Annotated in this window: 19 protein-coding genes; 14 read left to right on the top strand and 5 right to left on the bottom strand. The window is 72.6% G+C overall.

The genetic code is table 11. The features are described from left to right. Nucleotides 1-23 precede the first annotated feature (23 nt). Nucleotides 24-1,181, top strand: a complete 1,158-nt coding sequence (locus ACZ4VL_RS13225; RefSeq protein ID WP_468199201.1) for a D-alanine--D-alanine ligase family protein — start codon at nt 24-26, stop codon at nt 1,179-1,181. 76 nt (nt 1,182-1,257) lie between these two features. Here ACZ4VL_RS13225 and ACZ4VL_RS13220 read toward each other — a convergent pair whose 3' ends face one another. After that, nucleotides 1,258-1,722, bottom strand: coding sequence for a DUF3515 family protein (locus tag ACZ4VL_RS13220; RefSeq protein ID WP_468199199.1), 465 nt, complete (start codon nt 1,720-1,722; stop codon nt 1,258-1,260). Nucleotides 1,723-1,778: 56 nt separating this feature from the next. Then, nucleotides 1,779-2,012 carry an Lrp/AsnC family transcriptional regulator gene (locus ACZ4VL_RS13215; protein WP_179172577.1) on the bottom strand — a complete coding sequence of 78 codons (234 nt, stop codon included), beginning with the start codon at nt 2,010-2,012 and terminating at the stop codon, nt 1,779-1,781. A 245-nt stretch (nt 2,013-2,257) separates the two neighbouring features. Here ACZ4VL_RS13215 and ACZ4VL_RS13210 point away from each other — a divergent pair, with 245 nt between their 5' ends. Together ACZ4VL_RS13210 and thiD are read left to right on the top strand one after the other, a co-directional pair. Then, a complete protein-coding gene (locus ACZ4VL_RS13210) occupies nt 2,258-3,241 on the top strand; it encodes a thiamine-phosphate kinase (RefSeq protein WP_468199197.1) in 984 nt (327 codons plus the stop codon). Continuing rightward, nucleotides 3,238-4,041: a bifunctional hydroxymethylpyrimidine kinase/phosphomethylpyrimidine kinase gene (thiD, locus tag ACZ4VL_RS13205; protein ID WP_468199195.1), complete on the top strand. Its 804-nt coding sequence runs from the start codon at nt 3,238-3,240 to the stop codon at nt 4,039-4,041. The genes ACZ4VL_RS13210 and thiD overlap by 4 nt, the downstream gene beginning before the upstream one ends. A gap of 159 nt (nt 4,042-4,200) precedes the next feature. On the opposite strand, the gene rpmB is transcribed toward thiD, so the two are convergent. Beyond that, nucleotides 4,201-4,386: a 50S ribosomal protein L28 gene (gene rpmB, locus ACZ4VL_RS13200; RefSeq protein ID WP_064070327.1), complete on the bottom strand. Its 186-nt coding sequence runs from the start codon at nt 4,384-4,386 to the stop codon at nt 4,201-4,203. 241 nt (nt 4,387-4,627) lie between these two features. Here rpmB and ACZ4VL_RS13195 point away from each other — a divergent pair, with 241 nt between their 5' ends. The 9 genes from ACZ4VL_RS13195 to mutM all read left to right on the top strand — a co-directional run bounded on the left by ACZ4VL_RS13195 (nt 4,628) and on the right by mutM (nt 13,729). Continuing rightward, nucleotides 4,628-6,298 carry a DAK2 domain-containing protein gene (locus ACZ4VL_RS13195; RefSeq protein ID WP_468199193.1) on the top strand — a complete coding sequence of 557 codons (1,671 nt, stop codon included), beginning with the start codon at nt 4,628-4,630 and terminating at the stop codon, nt 6,296-6,298. A gap of 16 nt (nt 6,299-6,314) precedes the next feature. Next, nucleotides 6,315-8,528 carry an ATP-dependent DNA helicase RecG gene (recG, locus tag ACZ4VL_RS13190; RefSeq protein WP_468199190.1) on the top strand — a complete coding sequence of 738 codons (2,214 nt, stop codon included), beginning with the start codon at nt 6,315-6,317 and terminating at the stop codon, nt 8,526-8,528. An 85-nt stretch (nt 8,529-8,613) separates the two neighbouring features. Further along, nucleotides 8,614-9,192, top strand: coding sequence for a 16S rRNA (guanine(966)-N(2))-methyltransferase RsmD (gene rsmD / locus ACZ4VL_RS13185; RefSeq protein ID WP_468199188.1), 579 nt, complete (start codon nt 8,614-8,616; stop codon nt 9,190-9,192). A 29-nt stretch (nt 9,193-9,221) separates the two neighbouring features. Next, a complete protein-coding gene (gene coaD, locus ACZ4VL_RS13180; protein ID WP_468199230.1) occupies nt 9,222-9,701 on the top strand; it encodes a pantetheine-phosphate adenylyltransferase in 480 nt (159 codons plus the stop codon). 103 nt (nt 9,702-9,804) lie between these two features. Then, a complete protein-coding gene (locus ACZ4VL_RS13175) occupies nt 9,805-10,908 on the top strand; it encodes an ATP synthase subunit B family protein (protein ID WP_468199185.1) in 1,104 nt (367 codons plus the stop codon). A 111-nt stretch (nt 10,909-11,019) separates the two neighbouring features. Further along, entirely contained in the window at nt 11,020-11,688 is a 669-nt protein-coding gene (locus tag ACZ4VL_RS13170; RefSeq protein WP_385849194.1) for a YceD family protein, read from the top strand. Nucleotides 11,689-11,690: 2 nt separating this feature from the next. Beyond that, the gene (gene rpmF, locus ACZ4VL_RS13165; RefSeq protein ID WP_026165248.1) at nt 11,691-11,864 is read left to right on the top strand and encodes a 50S ribosomal protein L32; all 174 of its coding nucleotides are present in this window, start codon (nt 11,691-11,693) and stop codon (nt 11,862-11,864) included. A 19-nt stretch (nt 11,865-11,883) separates the two neighbouring features. Continuing rightward, nucleotides 11,884-12,714 carry a ribonuclease III gene (rnc, locus tag ACZ4VL_RS13160; RefSeq protein WP_361095199.1) on the top strand — a complete coding sequence of 277 codons (831 nt, stop codon included), beginning with the start codon at nt 11,884-11,886 and terminating at the stop codon, nt 12,712-12,714. Between the two features lie 154 nt (nt 12,715-12,868). After that, nucleotides 12,869-13,729, top strand: coding sequence for a bifunctional DNA-formamidopyrimidine glycosylase/DNA-(apurinic or apyrimidinic site) lyase (gene mutM / locus ACZ4VL_RS13155; protein WP_468199182.1), 861 nt, complete (start codon nt 12,869-12,871; stop codon nt 13,727-13,729). Here the strand turns inward: mutM and ACZ4VL_RS13150 are convergent. Both ACZ4VL_RS13150 and ACZ4VL_RS13145 read right to left on the bottom strand, forming a co-directional pair. Next, the gene (locus ACZ4VL_RS13150; RefSeq protein ID WP_468199180.1) at nt 13,702-14,082 is read right to left on the bottom strand and encodes a winged helix-turn-helix transcriptional regulator; all 381 of its coding nucleotides are present in this window, start codon (nt 14,080-14,082) and stop codon (nt 13,702-13,704) included. The two genes, mutM and ACZ4VL_RS13150, sit on opposite strands and share 28 nt — an antisense overlap. 109 nt (nt 14,083-14,191) lie before the next feature. After that, entirely contained in the window at nt 14,192-15,217 is a 1,026-nt protein-coding gene (locus ACZ4VL_RS13145; RefSeq protein WP_468199178.1) for a CAP domain-containing protein, read from the bottom strand. Between the two features lie 136 nt (nt 15,218-15,353). On the opposite strand from ACZ4VL_RS13145, the gene ACZ4VL_RS13140 reads away from it, so the two are divergent. Together ACZ4VL_RS13140 and ACZ4VL_RS13135 are read left to right on the top strand one after the other, a co-directional pair. Continuing rightward, entirely contained in the window at nt 15,354-15,635 is a 282-nt protein-coding gene (locus tag ACZ4VL_RS13140) for an acylphosphatase (RefSeq protein ID WP_361095212.1), read from the top strand. 352 nt (nt 15,636-15,987) lie between these two features. Beyond that, on the top strand, nt 15,988-16,203 hold the full coding sequence (locus ACZ4VL_RS13135; RefSeq protein ID WP_030162422.1) for a hypothetical protein: 216 nt from the start codon (nt 15,988-15,990) through the stop codon (nt 16,201-16,203). Nucleotides 16,204-16,256: the final 53 nt, after the last annotated feature.

Below are 16,256 nucleotides of genomic sequence, written 5' to 3'. Positions count from 1 at the left end.
TGAACGGGTACCCTCGTGGCGATATGAGCAGCGAGAACCTCCCCCAGACCCCTGAGCAGCAGGGCCGCAAGCCCCGCGTGGCCGTCGTGTTCGGCGGCCGCAGCTCGGAACACGCCATCTCGGTCGTCACGGCGGGCGCCGTGCTGCGTGCCATCGACCGCTCCAAGTACGAGGTGCTGCCCATCGGCATCACCACGGACGGGCGATGGGCGCTGACCGCCGACGAGCCCGAGCGGATGGCCATCGCCGACCGCAAGCTCCCGAGCGTCGCGGAGCTCGCCGAGTCCGACGAGGGCGGCGTCGTGCTCTCCGTCGACCCGGCCAGCCGCGAGGTCGTCTACACCGAGCCGGGCGCCGTTCCCAAGGCGCTGGGCGAGGTCGACGTCGTCTTCCCGATGCTGCACGGCCCGTACGGCGAGGACGGCACCCTGCAGGGCCTGCTGGAGCTCTCCGGCGTCCCGTACGTCGGCTCGGGCGTCCTGGCCTCGGCCGTCGGCCAGGACAAGGAGTACATGAAGCGCGTCTTCACCTCCTTCGGCCTGCCCGTCGGCCCGTACCTGACCGTCCGCCCCCGCGAGTGGGAGGCCGACGCGGAGGCCGCCAAGGCCCGGATCCTGGACTTCGCCGGCGAGCACGGCTGGCCGCTGTTCGTCAAGCCCGCCCGGGCCGGGTCCTCCATCGGCATCACCAAGGTCGACGACGCCTCCGGGCTGGACGCGGCGATCATCGAGGCCCGCCGCCACGACCCGAAGGTCATCGTGGAGGCGCTGCTGCGCGGCCGCGAGATCGAGTGCGGCGTGCTGGAGTTCGAGGACGGGCCGCGCGCGAGCGCGCCCGCGGAGATCCCGCCGGTCTCCAGCCACGACTTCTACGACTTCGAGGCGAAGTACATCGACTCCGCCGCGGGCATCGTGCCCGCCCCGCTCACCCCGGAGCAGACCGCCGAGGTGCAGCGGCTCGCGGTCGAGGCCTTCGAGGCCGCCTCCTGCGAGGGCCTGGTGCGCGCCGACTTCTTCCTCACCGAGGACGGCACCTTCGTCATCAACGAGATCAACACCATGCCCGGTTTCACGCCGATCTCCATGTATCCGCGGATGTGGCAGGAGACGGGCATCTCCTACCCGGAGCTGGTGGACCGGCTGATCCAGGCGGCCCTGCGCCGCTCCACCGGGCTGCGCTAGCCGCGGCCCGCGGCACGGCACGCCCGCCCGCACACGCGAAACCGCCCGCCGGGATTCCCGGCGGGCGGTCGGTGTGTCAGTACGAGGAGATCCCCTCAGGAACGGTCTTGGCCACGGCGTCGGACAGCCCGACCAGCATCCCCGCGTCCACGGCGTGCTCCTTGTCGACCCGCACTTCCGTGTACGCCAGCCGCATCCCGGTGGTGAACCGGAAGGAGCCGTCGTCGAGCTTCTCCAGCAGCCAGGCCACCTTGTTCACGTGGACGCCTTCCTGCTTGGGATCGGCCATCTTGGCGGGCTTGGGGATACCGCACCGCAGTACGATCGCCGAGCCGCCCCACGCGGCGGTCAGACCGGACTCCGGGTCGGTGGGAGTCCGTTCCAGACCGGCCACCGTCTCCGGAAGCTCCTCGTGCAGCGCCGCACAGAACCCGGCGACGTCGGCGGGCGGTGTCGGCGGCGGGTCCACCCGGGCCGCGCTGCCGCCCGGGGAGCAGCCCGCGAGGGCGGCTGCCGCGACCAGGGCGGACAGAGCGGGCACACGGACACGGAGCGGCCGGCGGTGCAGTGACATCACCGGCCAAGAGTAGACGGGGGCTACAGATGGACCACCGGGCAGGTCAGGGTGCGGGTGATGCCCTCCACCTGCTGGACGCGGGCGACCACCATCCGGCCGAGATCGTCGACGGTGTCCGCCTGGGCGCGCACGATCACGTCGTACGGGCCCGTCACGTCCTCCGCCTGGATCACCCCCGGGATCTGGCTGATGGACTCGGCGACGAACGACGCCTTGCCCACCTCGGTCTGGATGAGGATGTACGCCTGTACCACGGAACCTCCAGAGCGGCCACGAGGATCGATTCCCCTAACCTCAGGATGGGCCCGTGGACAGCGGGCGGGCCCGGGGAAGAAGGGACGCCACGGTACCGCGTCGCCGTGCACCACGGGGAGACCCGGGTGATCGGTGCCACGCACAGCGGGGCGTACGAAGAGCAGAAGTTGACGTATCAGTTGACGGTACCCAGAGCTGTGACGGGGCGCGACCGCAAGCGGACTGGGCAAGAAGGGGCACAGCGATGAAGGGCACTGTGGGCGAGCTGGGGGAGTTCGGGCTCATTCGGGAGCTCACCTCACGGCTCACCACCACCCCGGCGGTCCGGCTCGGGCCGGGCGACGACGCCGCGGTGGTGTCGGCCCCCGACCGCAGGGTCGTGGCGAGCACGGACATCCTGCTGGAGGGCCGGCACTTCCGGCGCGACTGGTCCACGGCCTACGACGTCGGACGCAAGGCCGCCGCGCAGAACCTCGCCGACATCGCCGCCATGGGCGCGGTACCGACCGCGCTCCTGCTCGGCCTGGTCGTCCCGGCCGAGCTGCCGGTCACCTGGCCCACCGAGCTGATGGACGGCCTGCGCGACGAATGCCAGGTCGCCGGAGCGGCCGTGGTCGGCGGGGACGTCGTCCGCGGCGACACCATCACCGTCTCCATCACCGCCCTCGGTGACCTGCGCAACCACGAGCCGGTGCTGCGCTCCGGCGCCCAGCCCGGCGACGTCGTCGCCGTCACCGGCTGGCTCGGCTGGTCCGCGGCCGGCTACGCGGTCCTCAAGCGCGGCTTCCGCTCCCCGCGGGCCTTCGTCGAGGCGCACCGGCGCCCCGAGCCGCCGTACCACGCGGGCCCCGCGGCGGCCGGGCTCGGCGCGACCGCGATGACCGACGTGAGCGACGGCCTGATCGCCGACCTCGGGCACATCGCGGAGGCCAGCAAGGTGCGGATCGACCTGCGTTCGGCGGCCGTCGACATCCCGACGCAGATGCACGACATCGGGCAGGCGGTCGGCGTCGACCCCTTGCAGTGGGTGCTCACCGGGGGAGAGGACCACGCCATCGTGGCGACCTTCCCGCCCGACGTGAAGCTGCCCGCCCGCTGGAAGGTCATCGGGGAGGTGCTGAACCGGTCCGCGCTGCCCCAGGTGACCGTGGACGGGGCGCCCTGGACCAGCACCGGCGGCTGGGACCACTTCGGCTCCGACCCGTCCTCCGAGGAGATGCCCCGATGAGCGACGCGCCACCGCTCTGCCTGACCGTTGCCGGATCGGACTCCGGTGGTGGCGCCGGCATCCAGGCCGACCTCAAGACCATGCTTGCCCTCGGCGCGCACGGGATGAGCGTCGTGACCGCCGTGACCGCGCAGAACTCCCTCGGGGTGCACGGGGTATGGGAACTGCCCGCCGAGGCCGTCACCGCCCAGTACCGGGCCGTCGTCGACGACATCGGCGTCCGGGCGGTGAAGACCGGGATGCTCTCCTCCGCCGCCCTGGTGGAAACCGTCGCCGAACTGCTGGCCGGTACGGACGCCCCCGCCGTCGTGGACCCCGTCGGGGTCTCCAAGCACGGGGACGCGCTGCTCGCCCCCTCGGCCCTGGACGCCGTACGACGGGAGCTGCTGCCGCGGGCCACCGTGGCCACACCCAACCTGGACGAGGTGGCGCAGCTCACCGGCCTGGTCGTGGAGAGCGAGGACGACATGCGGCGGGCCGCCGGCGCCGTCCTCGCCCTCGGGCCCGAGTGGGCCCTGATCAAGGGCGGGCACCTGGCCGCCCACGGCGGCGAGGCAGCCGACCTGCTGACCGACGGCGACACGCAGCTGTGGCTGCGGGCCCCGCGCCACGACAACCTGCACACCCACGGCACCGGCTGCACCCTCGCCGCCGCGATCGCGGCCGGACTCGCCAAGGGACAGGACGTGCCGCAGGCCGTCATGGAGGCCAAGGAGTACGTGACCGGTGCCATCGCGGCCGGCTTCGCACTCGGCGGCGGCATCGGCCCGGTCGACCACGCCTGGCAGTGGCGCAGCTGAGACCGCCCGCCGGCCCCGCGACGTACGGAAGCCCGCCGCATCACGTGATGCGGCGGGCTCCCCGGACGGCACACGGCCGGGCAAGGCAAAAGGCCGGTCCACTAGGTGGACCGGCCTTCCGAGCAACCGGAAAGGGCTGCGCTACGACGACGGGACGCGTCAGCGCGAGACCTTGCCGGCCTTGATGCACGAGGTGCAGGCGTTGAGGCGCTTCGGCGTCCCACTGACCACGGCACGCACGCGCTGGATGTTCGGGTTCCAGCGACGGGACGTACGGCGGTGCGAGTGCGAGATGTTGTTGCCGAAGCCCGGCCCCTTGCCGCAAACGTCGCAGTTGGCAGCCACAGGTCACTCCAAAGACTTCAGATGCACTTACAGTGAAATCCGGCGCACCGGATCAGAAATCTGAAGTGGTTTGCCGGGGGATAAACCCGATTCTCATCGGGCAACCGGAGCAGCATACAACGACTGCTGCCGTCCAAGAAAACTACCATGGCCGCCGCCGGGCCCGCCCCGCGGTCCCCGACTGCCGGAGACGCTTCGTTACCCTGCGGTGAACCCTGGCCCGCACAAGGAGGAACGCCCGGTGCCGCACGAGCCGCAGCCGCAGCCCCCCGACGAGCTCGACGCCGCAGCGGTGCGCACCTGGAGCTCGCTGGCCCTGGCCGCGCTGGACCGGGCCCGCGAGGACATCGACGCGATCAACGTCTACCCGGTCGCGGACGCGGACACCGGCACCAACCTCTACCTGACCGCCGAGTCGGCCGACCGCGCCCTGGACGCCGCCGGCACCGCCGCCTCCCTCGGCCAGGCCGTACGGGCCTGGGCGCACGGCGCGCTCATAGGCGCCCGCGGCAACTCCGGGACCATCCTGGCCCAGCTGCTGCGCGGGGTGGCCGACGTCCTGGACGACGAGCCCGCGGGGCGGGGGCCGGACCGGCTGCTGGCCCAGGCCCTGACCAGGGCCGCGCAGGAGGCGTACGAGGCGGTCGCACACCCCGTCGAGGGGACCATGCTCACCGTGGCCGCCGCGGCGGCGCGGGCCGCCGAGACCGCCGCGGAAGCCGCCGGCGCGGCCGCCGGGAGCGTCGCGGACGTGGCCCGGGCCGCCTACGACGGGGCGCGCGCGGCCCTCGACGACACCCCCCGGCAGCTGGCCGAGCTGGGCCGGGCCGGGGTGGTCGACGCCGGGGGCTGCGGGCTGGTCGCGGTGCTCGGGGCGCTGTGGCAGGCGCTGTCCGGGCAGGAGCCGCCGGCCGCGGAGACGCCCCGCGGCCGGGCCGCCGGGCCCGCACCCGCGTCCGTACCGCAGCAGCAGCGGCCCTGCGACGCCCACGACGAGCCGGGCGGGCCCGCGTACGAGGTGGTCTACCTGCTGGAGGCCGCCGAGGAGGCGGTGGCGGCGCTGCGCGGGCGACTCGACGGCCTCGGTGACTCCCTCGTCGTGGTCGGCGGCGACCGGCTGTGGAACGTGCACGTCCACGTCGACGACCCCGGAGCCGCCGTGGAGGCCGGCGTCGTCGCCGGACGGCCCTACCGGATCCGCATCACCCACTTCGGCGACGAGCGGCGCCGGGCGGCGCGCGTCGAGCGCGCCCAGCGGGCCGTGGTCGCCGTGGTCCCCGGCGAGGGCCTGGCCGGCCTGTGCGCCGAGGCCGGCGCGACCACCGTGCTCACCCCGCCCGGACGGGCCCCCGACCCCGGCGAGCTCGTCGACGCCGTCCGACGGGCCCACGCCCGCGAGGTGGTGCTGCTGCCCGGCGGGGCCGACCAGCGCGCGGTCGCGGCCGCCGCGGCCGAGCGGGCCCGCGCCGACGGCGTGCGGGTCGCGGTGATCCCCACCCGGTCCGCGGTCCAGGGCCTGGCAGCGCTCGCCGTCCACGACCCGGAGGCCACCTTCGACGAGGACGTGGTCGCCATGACCGCGGCCGCCGGCGCCACCCGCTACGCGGAACTCGCCGTCGCCGAACGGCAGTCCTTCACCTCCGCCGGGATCTGCCAGGCCGGCGACGTGCTCGGGCTCATCGACGGCGACGTCGCCGTCATCGGCTCCGGCCTCGCCGACACCGCCGAGGCGGTCCTGGAGCGGATGCTCGGCTCCGGCGGCGAACTCGTCACCCTCGTCCTCGGGCCGCAGGCGCCGGACGCCCTCGCCGCACGGCTGGAGGCGTACGTCCAGCACGGGCACCTGGCCGTGGACACCGTCGTCTACCGGGGCGGCCGCCACTCGGCACCCCTGCTGATCGGGGTCGAATAGCCGTCTTGTCGGCGCCATGGTGTGCAATGAACAGGTGCCCGCGCTCGACGAAGACCTCAAGAAGACGCTCGGCCCCGCCACCGCCAAGGTGCTGGCCGAGCAGCTCGGCCTGCACACGGCCCTGGACCTGCTCCACCACTACCCGAGGCGGTACGCCGAGCGCGGCGAGCTGACCTCGCTGGACGGGCTCACCGACCAGCTCGACGAGCACGTCACCGTCGTCGCCCAGGTCGCCGACGCCCGGATCCTGACCTTCAACGGCGGTCGCGGCAAGCGCCTGGAAGTGACCATCACCGACGGCAACGGCAGGCTCCAGCTGGTGTTCTTCGGCGCGGGCGTGCACAAGCCGCACAAGGAGCTGCTGCCCGGCCGGCGCGCCATGTTCGCGGGCAAGGTCTCGCTGTTCAACCGCAAGCTCCAGCTGGCCCACCCCGCCTACGAGCCGCTCGGCGCCGACGCGGGCGAGTCCGACGCGGCCGCGGCCTTCGCCGGCAAGCTCATCCCGATCTACCCGGCCTGCAAGCAACTGGAGTCCTGGAAGATCGCCAAGGCCGTCGACGCCGTCCTGCCGCGGGCGGCGGAGGCCGTGGACCCGCTGCCGCCCGCCCTGCGCGAGGGCCGCGGCCTGGTCCCGCTCCACGAGGCCCTGCTGAAGATCCACCGGCCGGGCACCAAGGCCGACATCGAGGACGCCCGGCAGCGCCTGAAGTGGGACGAGGCCTTCGTCCTGCAGACCGCCCTGGCCCGCCGCCGGCACGCGGACTCCCAGCTGCCGGCCGTCCCCCGGCGCCCCGCCCCCGGCGGTCTGCTCGACTCCTTCGACGCCAAGCTGCCGTTCACCCTCACCGAGGGCCAGCAGACCGTCTCCCGCGAGATCTTCGCCGACCTGGCCACCGAACACCCCATGCACCGCCTCCTCCAGGGCGAGGTCGGCTCCGGGAAAACGATGGTCGCGCTGCGGGCGATGCTCGCCGTCGTCGACAGCGGCGGGCAGGCCGCGATGCTCGCGCCCACCGAGGTCCTCGCCCAGCAGCACCACCGCTCGATCACCGAGATGATGGGCGAACTCGCCGAGGGCGGCATGCTCGGCGGCTCCGAGCAGGGCACCAAGGTCGTCCTGCTCACCGGCTCCATGGGCACACCCGCGCGCCGGCAGGCCCTGCTCGACCTGGTCACGGGCGAGGCCGGCATCGTCATCGGCACCCACGCCCTCATCGAGGACAAGGTCCAGTTCCACGACCTCGGTCTGGTCGTCGTCGACGAACAGCACCGCTTCGGCGTGGAGCAGCGGGACGCGCTGCGCTCCAAGGGCAAGCAACCGCCGCACCTGCTGGTGATGACCGCGACCCCGATCCCGCGCACGGTCGCGATGACCGTCTTCGGGGACCTGGAGACCTCCGTCCTCGACCAGCTGCCCGCGGGCCGCTCCCCGATCGCCACCCACGTCGTCCCCGCCAAGGACAAGCCGCACTTCCTCACCCGGGCCTGGGAGCGGGTCCGCGAGGAGGTCGAGGCGGGCCACCAGGCGTACGTGGTCTGCCCCCGCATCGGCGACGACATCGACCAGGCCGACCAGCGCAAGAAGAAGCCGTCCCCGGAGGACGACAGCGAGAAGCGGCCGCCGCTAGCCGTCCTGGAGGTCGCCGACCAGCTGGCCCGCGGCCCCCTGGCCGGGCTGTCCGTCGAGGTGCTCCACGGCCGGATGGACCCCGCCGACAAGGACGACGTCATGCGGCGCTTCGCCGCCGGCGAGGTCCAGGTGCTGGTGGCCACCACCGTCATCGAGGTCGGCGTGAACGTCCCGAACTCCACCGCCATGGTGATCATGGACGCGGACCGGTTCGGCGTCTCCCAGCTCCACCAGCTCCGCGGCCGCGTCGGCCGCGGCTCCGCCCCCGGCCTGTGCCTGCTGGTCAGCGAGATGCACGAGGCGAGCCCCGCCCGGGCCCGGCTGGCCGCCGTCGCCGCCACGCTCGACGGCTTCGAGCTCTCCCGGATCGACCTCGAACAGCGCCGCGAGGGCGACGTGCTCGGCCAGGCCCAGTCGGGCGTGCGGTCCTCCCTGCGGATGCTCGCGGTCATCGAGGACGAGGAGGTCATCGCCCAGGCCCGCGAGGAGGCCACCCGCGTGGTCGCCGCCGACCCGGAACTGGAGGGGCTCCCCGGTCTCCGGGGCGCCCTGGAGGCCCTGCTCGACGCCGAGCGCGAGCAGTACCTGGAGAAGGGCTGAGCGGGCCGGGCGAGGGCCGGGCGGAACTGCCGGGAGGCACGGCATATCGTGGAGGCGCTGTGATCGCCGTAGTGAAGGACCCCAGATGACCCGCGTGATCGCCGGCACCGCCGGCGGGCGACGGCTGGCCGTGCCGCCCGGTACCGGTACCCGGCCGACCTCGGACCGGATGCGCGAAGGCCTGTTCTCCACCTGGGAGTCGCTGCACGGCGTCGGAGGGGCCCGGGTGCTCGACCTGTACGCCGGCTCCGGCGCCGTCGGCCTGGAGGCCCTCTCCCGCGGCGCGGAGCACGCCCTGCTCGTCGAGGCCGACGCCAGGGCCGGCAAGGTGATCCGGGACAACATCAAGAGCCTGGGCCTGCCCGGCGCCGAGTTCCGCGCGGGCAAGGCTGAGCAGATCGTGGCCGTCCCCGCCGGCGGGGAGCCGTACGACGTGGTCTTCCTGGACCCGCCGTACGCCGTGGGCCACGGCGATCTCGGCGAGATCCTGCTCACACTCCGCGCCAACGGCTGGATCACGGACGACGCGCTCGTCACCGTGGAGCGCGGCACCAGGAGCGGCGCGTTCCCGTGGCCCGAGGGATTCGAGCCGCTCCGCTCCCGCAAGTACGGCGAAGGCACCCTGTGGTACGGCCGCGCCGTCTTCACCAGCGAAGAGTCATGATGACCGCTCCTGAGAGCAAGGGGACCAAGTTGCGCCGCGCCGTCTGTCCGGGGTCCTTCGACCCCGTCACCAACGGACACCTCGACATCATCGGCCGGGCCTCCCGGCTGTACGACGTCGTCCACGTCGCCGTCATGATCAACCAGTCGAAGAAGGGGCTGTTCACCGTCGAGGAGCGGATCGAGCTGCTCCGCGAGGCGACCGCCGCGTACGGCAACGTCGAGGTCGAGTCCTTCCACGGACTGCTCGTCGACTTCTGCAAGCAGCGCGACATCCCCGCCATCGTCAAGGGGCTGCGCGCCGTCAGCGACTTCGACTACGAGCTGCAGATGGCGCAGATGAACATCGGACTCACCGGCGTCGAGACCCTGTTCGTGCCCACCAACCCCACCTACAGCTTCCTGTCGTCCTCCCTGGTCAAGGAGGTCGCGACATGGGGCGGAGACGTCTCCCACCTGCTCCCCCCGCACGTGCACGCGGCACTGACCGCGAGGCTCGCCGAACGCTGACCGGCTGACGGGGCCTCAGCCGGTGTCCGGCGCCGCCCCCGTGGGCTTACAGTCGTCCCGTCCGTCTCGGGACCTGCCCGAGGCCGAGGAACTGCGAGCCCCCATGGACGTGCAGAAGAAGCTCGACGAGATCGTCGCGGCCGTCGGTAGCGCCCGCTCCATGCCCATGTCGGCCTCCTGCGTGATCAACCGCGCCGAGCTGCTCGCCCTGCTCGACGAGGTGCGCCAGGCGCTCCCCGGCTCGCTGGCGCAGGCGCAGGAGCTCATCGGCGGCCGCGAGCAGATGGTCGAGGAGGCCCGGCGCGAGGCGGAACGGATCATCGAGTCCGCCCACCACCAGCGCGGCACGCTGATCTCCGACACCGAGGTCGCGCGCCGCTCCCGGGAGGAGGCGGACCGGATCCTCGCCGAGGCGCACCAGGAGGCCGCGGAGGTCCGCGCGCAGGCCGACGACTACGTCGACAGCAAGCTCGCGAACTTCGAGGTCGTGCTCACCAAGACCATCGGCTCGGTGGACCGCGGCCGCGAGAAGCTGCTCGGCCGCGGGCCCGGGCTGGACGAGCACGGCTACCCGGATGCGGACGCCCCCGAGCCCAGCGCCGACCCGGAGACCCAGCGCCGGCAGGCGGACACGTACGTGGACACCAAGCTGGCGACCTTCGAGGCGGTGCTCAGCAAGACCCTGGAGGCGGTCGGCCGCGGCCGGCAGAAGCTCCTGGGCCAGGTGCCCTCGGACGACCTGGGCGCCCACGTCGCCGCCCAGGACGCCGCGGGCGTGCCGCAGTCCCGGTCGACCAGCGACGCCGACTTCCTGGCGGGCCTGGCCGAGCCGGAGCAGCCCCTCCGGGCCCCGGCCCCCCTGATCCCGGCGCAGGCCGCGGCGGAGCCCGCCTACGACGCGTACGGCTACGGGCAGCAGCCCGGCCCGCAGGACGGCTATCCCGCTCCGGGCGGCGACCCCACCGCAGGGGCCTACGCCGCGCCGTCCTACGGGGACCCGTACGGGTACCAGCAGCAGCCCCCGGCCCAGCCGGACCCGTACGCGGCGGCCTACGGCGGCCAGTCCGACCCGTACGCGGCCTACGGGCAGCAGGGGGCGGCGGCAGGGACGGGACGCCCGCAGCAGGGCGCGCTCGACGAGACCAGCTTCTTCGACACGGGCATGATCAACCTGGACCAGCTCCGCGGGTACGAACAGGGTCGCTGAACCCGGATTGGGCTCAGGGCGGAGCGCCGGGTATCCTGGCTGTTCGGTCGCGCGTATGCGTCGCGATCCCTGCTGCCCTTGAGCGGCGGAATTCTTGATCTTCAGCGATCTGTGAAAGCAGGAACGGCCCTGAACACCCGCCTCGACCACCGCAACCCCCTCGTGTTCGACACGCACGAGCTGGGTCGGCGTCCTGGTGCCATGCAGCGGCTGTCCCGCGAGATCGCGGCTCCGGCGGACCTCGGTATCGCCGGCGTCATCGAAGTGCCGGAAGGCGCTCCGCTGGAGCTGGAACTCCGTCTGGAGTCGGTCATGGAAGGGGTGCTCGTCACAGGCACCGTCCGTGCATCGGCCGAGGGGGAGTGCGTAAGGTGTCTGGAGCCCGTCGGTCGCGAGATCGACGCGGACTTCCAGGAGATGTTCTCGTACCCTGACGCCGACGACCGGGGCCGCCCCAAGGCGGAGCCGGCCGACGACGCCGAGGACGACGAGGACACGCTCTACCTCGAGGACGGCTTGTTCGACCTCGAACCCGTGCTGCGTGACGCGGTGGTGCTCGCACTGCCGCTGCAGCCGGTGTGCCGGGAGGACTGTCTCGGACTGTGCCCGCAGTGCGGTGCCAGCCTGAACGACGACCCGGAGCACCACCACGACGCCGTCGACATCCGTTGGGCGGCTTTGCAGGAACTCGTCGGGACCGATCAGGACGGCGAGAAGGACAACATGAGCGGCACTGCATCTGACGACGTTCAGAGCGCCGCCGAGAAGCAGGAGAAGTAGCCGTGGCTGTTCCGAAGCGGAAGATGTCGCGCAGCAACACGCGCCACCGCCGGTCGCAGTGGAAGGCTGCGGTCCCCACCCTGGTTTCGTGTGAGCGTTGCCAGGAGCCGAAGCAGCAGCACATCGCGTGCCCGAGCTGCGGCACCTACAACAAGCGCCAGGTCCTCGAGGTCTGAGCGGCTGGTGAGAGGCGCAATGTCTGAGCTGTCCAACGCTGAAGAGCAGGCAGACAGTAAGAACGCGGCCTCGTCCCACACGCTTCTGGAAGGGCGGCTCGGGTATCGACTCGAGTCCGCCCTTCTGGTGCGTGCCCTGACCCACCGCTCGTACGCGTACGAGAACGGCGGCCTGCCCACGAACGAGCGTCTGGAGTTCCTCGGGGACTCCGTTCTCGGACTGGTGGTCACGGACACGCTGTACAACACCCACCCCGACCTGCCGGAAGGCCAGCTGGCCAAACTGCGGGCCGCAGTGGTGAACTCGCGTGCTCTGGCGGAAGTGGGGCGCGGCCTCGACCTCGGCTCCTTCATCCGGCTCGGCCGGGGCGAAGAGGGCACGGGCGGCCGGGACAAGGCCTCCATCCTCGCCGACACCCTGGAAGCGGTGATCGGCGCGGTCTACCTCGACAAGGGCCTCGACGCGGCCTCGGAGCTGGTGCACCGGCTCTTCGACCCGCTGATCGAGAAGTCCTCCAACCTCGGGGCCGGCCTGGACTGGAAGACCAGTCTCCAGGAGCTGACGGCCGCCGAAGGCCTTGGCGTGCCCGAGTACCTGGTCACCGAGACCGGTCCGGACCACGAGAAGACCTTCACTGCTGCCGCCCGCGTCGGTGGTGTCTCGTACGGCACCGGCACCGGCCGCAGCAAGAAGGAAGCGGAACAGCAGGCGGCCGAGTCCGCGTGGCGCGGCATCCGCGCCGCGGCGGACGAGCGGAAGGCGGCGGAGGCCGCCGCTTCCGACGGCGCTCCGGCCGGGGCCGGGGAAGGCGGGTCGCCGACCCCCGCCGGTCCCACGCCGAAGGTCTGACCCTTCCTTCCGATCCCCCGCGGATCCTCCCGCCCGCCCCTGCCCGTGCAGGGGCGGGCGGTTCTGCGTTTCCGGGCAGGGGGCCGGGCGCGGGCGGCAGGCCGGTAGGCTCGCGGCGGAGCCCCGAACAGCCGTACCCCACCGGAGGAACACCGTGCCCGAGTTGCCCGAGGTCGAAGTGGTGCGGCGGGGCCTGGAGCGCTGGGTGGCCGGGCGGACCGTCGACGCCGTCGAGGTGCTGCACCCGCGCGCCGTGCGCCGGCACCCGGCCGGCGGAGCCGACTTCGCGGCGCGGCTGGCGGGCCAGACCATCGGTGTGCCGCAGCGGCGCGGGAAGTACCTGTGGCTCCCCCTGGAGGGGCGGGAGCTGTCCGTCCTCGGCCACCTCGGCATGAGCGGACAGCTGCTGGTGCAGCCCGAGGGCGCCCCCGACGAAAAGCACCTGCGCATCCGCCTGCGCTTCAAGGACGACACCGGCACGGAGCTCCGCTTCGTCGACCAGCGCACCTTCGGCGGGCTCTCGCTGCACGACACCACGCTCGACGGGCTGCCCGACGTCATCGCGCACATCGCCCGGGACCCGCTGGACCCGCTCTTCGACGAGGACGCCTACCACCGTGCGCTGCGGGCGAGGCGGACCACCGTCAAGCGGGCCCTGCTCGACCAGTCCCTGATCAGCGGCGTCGGCAACATCTACGCCGACGAGGCGCTGTGGCGGGCCCGGCTGCACTACGAGCGTCCGACCGCCACCCTCACGCGCCCGCGGAGCACGGAACTCCTCGGCCACGTCCGGGACGTGATGAACGCGGCCCTCGAGGTCGGCGGCACCAGCTTCGACAGCCTCTACGTCAACGTGAACGGCGAGTCGGGCTACTTCGACCGCTCGCTCGACGCCTACGGGCGCGAGGACGAGCCCTGCCGGCGCTGCGGCACCCCGGTGCGCCGCCGCCCCTGGATGAACCGGTCCAGCTACTTCTGCCCGCGCTGTCAGCGGCCGCCGCGCGTGGTGTCGTAGGACTCCCGGGCGGCCAGGACCTGCGGCATGCTGCCCTCCAGGAAATGGATGAGGGCGAGCAGCCGGTCCGCCACCTCGACCCCGAGCGGGGTCAGCTCGTAGTCGACGCGCGGCGGGTTCGTCGCCTGCGCCTCGCGATGGACGATGCCGTCGCGCTCCAGTGCCTGGAGGGTCTGCGAGAGCATCTTCTCGCTGACGCCGTCCACCTTGCGGCGCAGCTCGTTGAAACGGCAGGAGCCGTCGCGCAGGGCGCCCACGGTGAGGCTGCCCCAGCGGCCGGTGACGTGCTCCAGCGTCTCCCGGGACGGGCAGGCCCGGGCGAAGGCGTCGAACGGCAGTGCTGTCGTCTCCATGCGGGCAGCTTAACCGCGCACAGCGCTTGCGGACAGACAGCGCTGTCGTGCGGTGAGTGTGCGCCCCCCCGGTGCTGGTGCCGGTGGCGGCACCGGGGGTCGGGCCGGGTCAGTAGCCGAAGTCCTGGGTCCACCAGGGGCCGCCGGCCGCGACGTGGACGCCCACGCCGAGGGTGCGGAACTCGCAGTTGAGGATGTTGGCCTTGTGGCCGGGGCTGTTCATCCATGCGTTCATCGCGGCCTGGGCGTCGCCCTGGCCGCGGGCTATGTTCTCGCCGCCGAGACCGGAGATGCCCGCGTCGGTGGCGCGGTCCCACGGCGTGTTGCCGTCGGGGTCGGTGTGGTCGAAGAAGCCGCGGACGGCCATGTCCTTGCTGAAGGCCGCGGCGAGCGCCGCGAGCGGCGGGTTGGCCCGCACCGGACCGCAGCCCGCCTGCGCGCGCGCCTGGTTGACCAGGGTGACCACCGCGGCCTCCTCGGCTGAGTGGCCGTCGTCGGGCGTGGGCGCGGCGGTGGGCGGCTCGGGCGCGACCGGCTTCGGGGCGACCGGCACGGGCTTCGGGGCGATCGGCTTCGGGGCGACCGGCACGGGCTTCGGGGCGATCGGCTTCGGGGCGACCGGCACGGGCTTCGGGGCGATCGGCTTGGGCGCGACCGGCACCGGCTTGGGCGCCACCGGCTCCGGCTCGGGCAGGACCGGCTTCGGGGCGGCCGGCTCGGGGGCGGCCACGGCCTTCTCCGGCGCGTCCGCCGCGGCGGACGGGGAGGGCGAGGCGGCAGCGCTCGCCGAGACCGACGGGGAGGGGGAGGACGAAGGGGACCCGGAGGGAGAGGCGGTGGCCGGCCCGGAGGCGGAGGAGGCGCGGCCCGACAGGTTGGCGAGCCCGCCGACCTGGTGCTCGACCGGGGCGGTGGGCCGGGTGGTGGGCGCGGGCTTCGCCTGCGGGCGGTCGGTGGCGGAGCCGGCCGGGGCGACCCCCACGTACGGGAAGGAGGAGCCCACCGGGACCACGCCGGTGGTGACGGCCGCCGTGGCCAGGACCACGGCGACGGAGGCGCCCAGCAGGCCGGCGCGCACGGCGGTGCGGTGCCTGTCGACACGGTGCGGCGCCGCGGGGAGTCGGTGGCGTCCCATCGGTCCTGCCTTCCTCATAAGTCCAAGATCAACCTTTGTGCACCCAAATGGGTGAGTTCATTGCTGCGCGACTGTACCGTCGGCGGTGCCCGGGGGCGATGCCCTTCGTGATCGCCCTCCCGGTTAGCGTTCACGCATGAACGAAGACGTCCGTCTGACCGCCTGGGTGCGCGGTCGTGTGCAGCGAGTGGGCTTCCGCTGGTTCACCAGGGCCAATGCGCTGGAGATCGGCGGGCTCGTCGGCTTCGCGCTCAACCTCGACGACGGGCGAGTGCAGGTGGTGGCCGAAGGTCAACGTGAGAATTGCCACCGGCTGCTCGACTGGCTGCGCTCCGCCGACACGCCCGGGAGGGTCGACGGAGTGACGGAAATCTGGGGGACTCCGCGCGGCGGCTACGACGACTTCGCGATCAGGTGAGCGCTCGGATGATCATGCACTGATCACATCTCCGGACCTCGCACGCAGGGCCGGATCTGCGCATTCGTCCCCGGCGCGTTGCCGGGGGCGTCGAACCGTGGAAGGCTCGGAGGAGCAGACGATCTCCGCGGCCCTTGGGAGAGCCGGGCGGCCCGCCGATACGGGGCGTGATCGTGTTGACCGTCAAACTTTTTGGTGAGACGCTGGAAGCCCCGCGCACCTGAGCTGTTTGGCAGTGATGGAGTAAGCAGTAAGCGCAGTGACTGGCCGTCGCTGTCGGACATCCGCGGGTGCGATTCCCTCACGACCCACACCGCTTCGGTCGGTCACTCAGTGTGGAGGACCATCCATCATGGCAAAGGCGCTTCTCGGTTACGTCGGCGGCTCCGACCCGCGACTCCTCGCCGAGATGCGACGGCTTCAGCAGCGCGTCCAGGACCTCGAGTCCGAGCTCGTACGGATTCAGTCCGAAAACGACGCGCTGAACGCGGCCGCCGCTCAGCACGGAGACTCGCTGCTGGACCGCATCGACATCGACGTACCCCAGGCGGAGCCTGCGCTCACCTGATCCGCGCTCACTCGTCGCTCGACTCCAGCCCCGCACGATCTGCAAGGGACGCT

It is taken from the genome of Streptomyces sp. NPDC029014 (assembly GCF_055564695.1).
This window is presented reverse-complemented; position numbering and strand designations above follow the sequence as displayed.

What these genes read in the sequence shown, in the direction of transcription:
- ACZ4VL_RS13210 (WP_468199197.1), top strand. Translation starts at nt 2,258, where the DNA reads ATGAAGGGCACTGTGGGCGAGCTGGGGGAGTTCGGGCTCATTCGGGAG.
- ACZ4VL_RS13145 (WP_468199178.1), bottom strand. Translation starts at nt 15,217, where the DNA reads ATGGGACGCCACCGACTCCCCGCGGCGCCGCACCGTGTCGACAGGCAC.
- ACZ4VL_RS13135 (WP_030162422.1), top strand. Translation starts at nt 15,988, where the DNA reads ATGGCAAAGGCGCTTCTCGGTTACGTCGGCGGCTCCGACCCGCGACTC.
- rsmD (WP_468199188.1), top strand. Translation starts at nt 8,614, where the DNA reads ATGACCCGCGTGATCGCCGGCACCGCCGGCGGGCGACGGCTGGCCGTG.
- thiD (WP_468199195.1), top strand. Translation starts at nt 3,238, where the DNA reads ATGAGCGACGCGCCACCGCTCTGCCTGACCGTTGCCGGATCGGACTCC.
- ACZ4VL_RS13140 (WP_361095212.1), top strand. Translation starts at nt 15,354, where the DNA reads ATGAACGAAGACGTCCGTCTGACCGCCTGGGTGCGCGGTCGTGTGCAG.
- ACZ4VL_RS13150 (WP_468199180.1), bottom strand. Translation starts at nt 14,082, where the DNA reads ATGGAGACGACAGCACTGCCGTTCGACGCCTTCGCCCGGGCCTGCCCG.
- rnc (WP_361095199.1), top strand. Translation starts at nt 11,884, where the DNA reads ATGTCTGAGCTGTCCAACGCTGAAGAGCAGGCAGACAGTAAGAACGCG.
- recG (WP_468199190.1), top strand. Translation starts at nt 6,315, where the DNA reads ATGGTGTGCAATGAACAGGTGCCCGCGCTCGACGAAGACCTCAAGAAG.
- ACZ4VL_RS13175 (WP_468199185.1), top strand. Translation starts at nt 9,805, where the DNA reads ATGGACGTGCAGAAGAAGCTCGACGAGATCGTCGCGGCCGTCGGTAGC.
- ACZ4VL_RS13225 (WP_468199201.1), top strand. Translation starts at nt 24, where the DNA reads ATGAGCAGCGAGAACCTCCCCCAGACCCCTGAGCAGCAGGGCCGCAAG.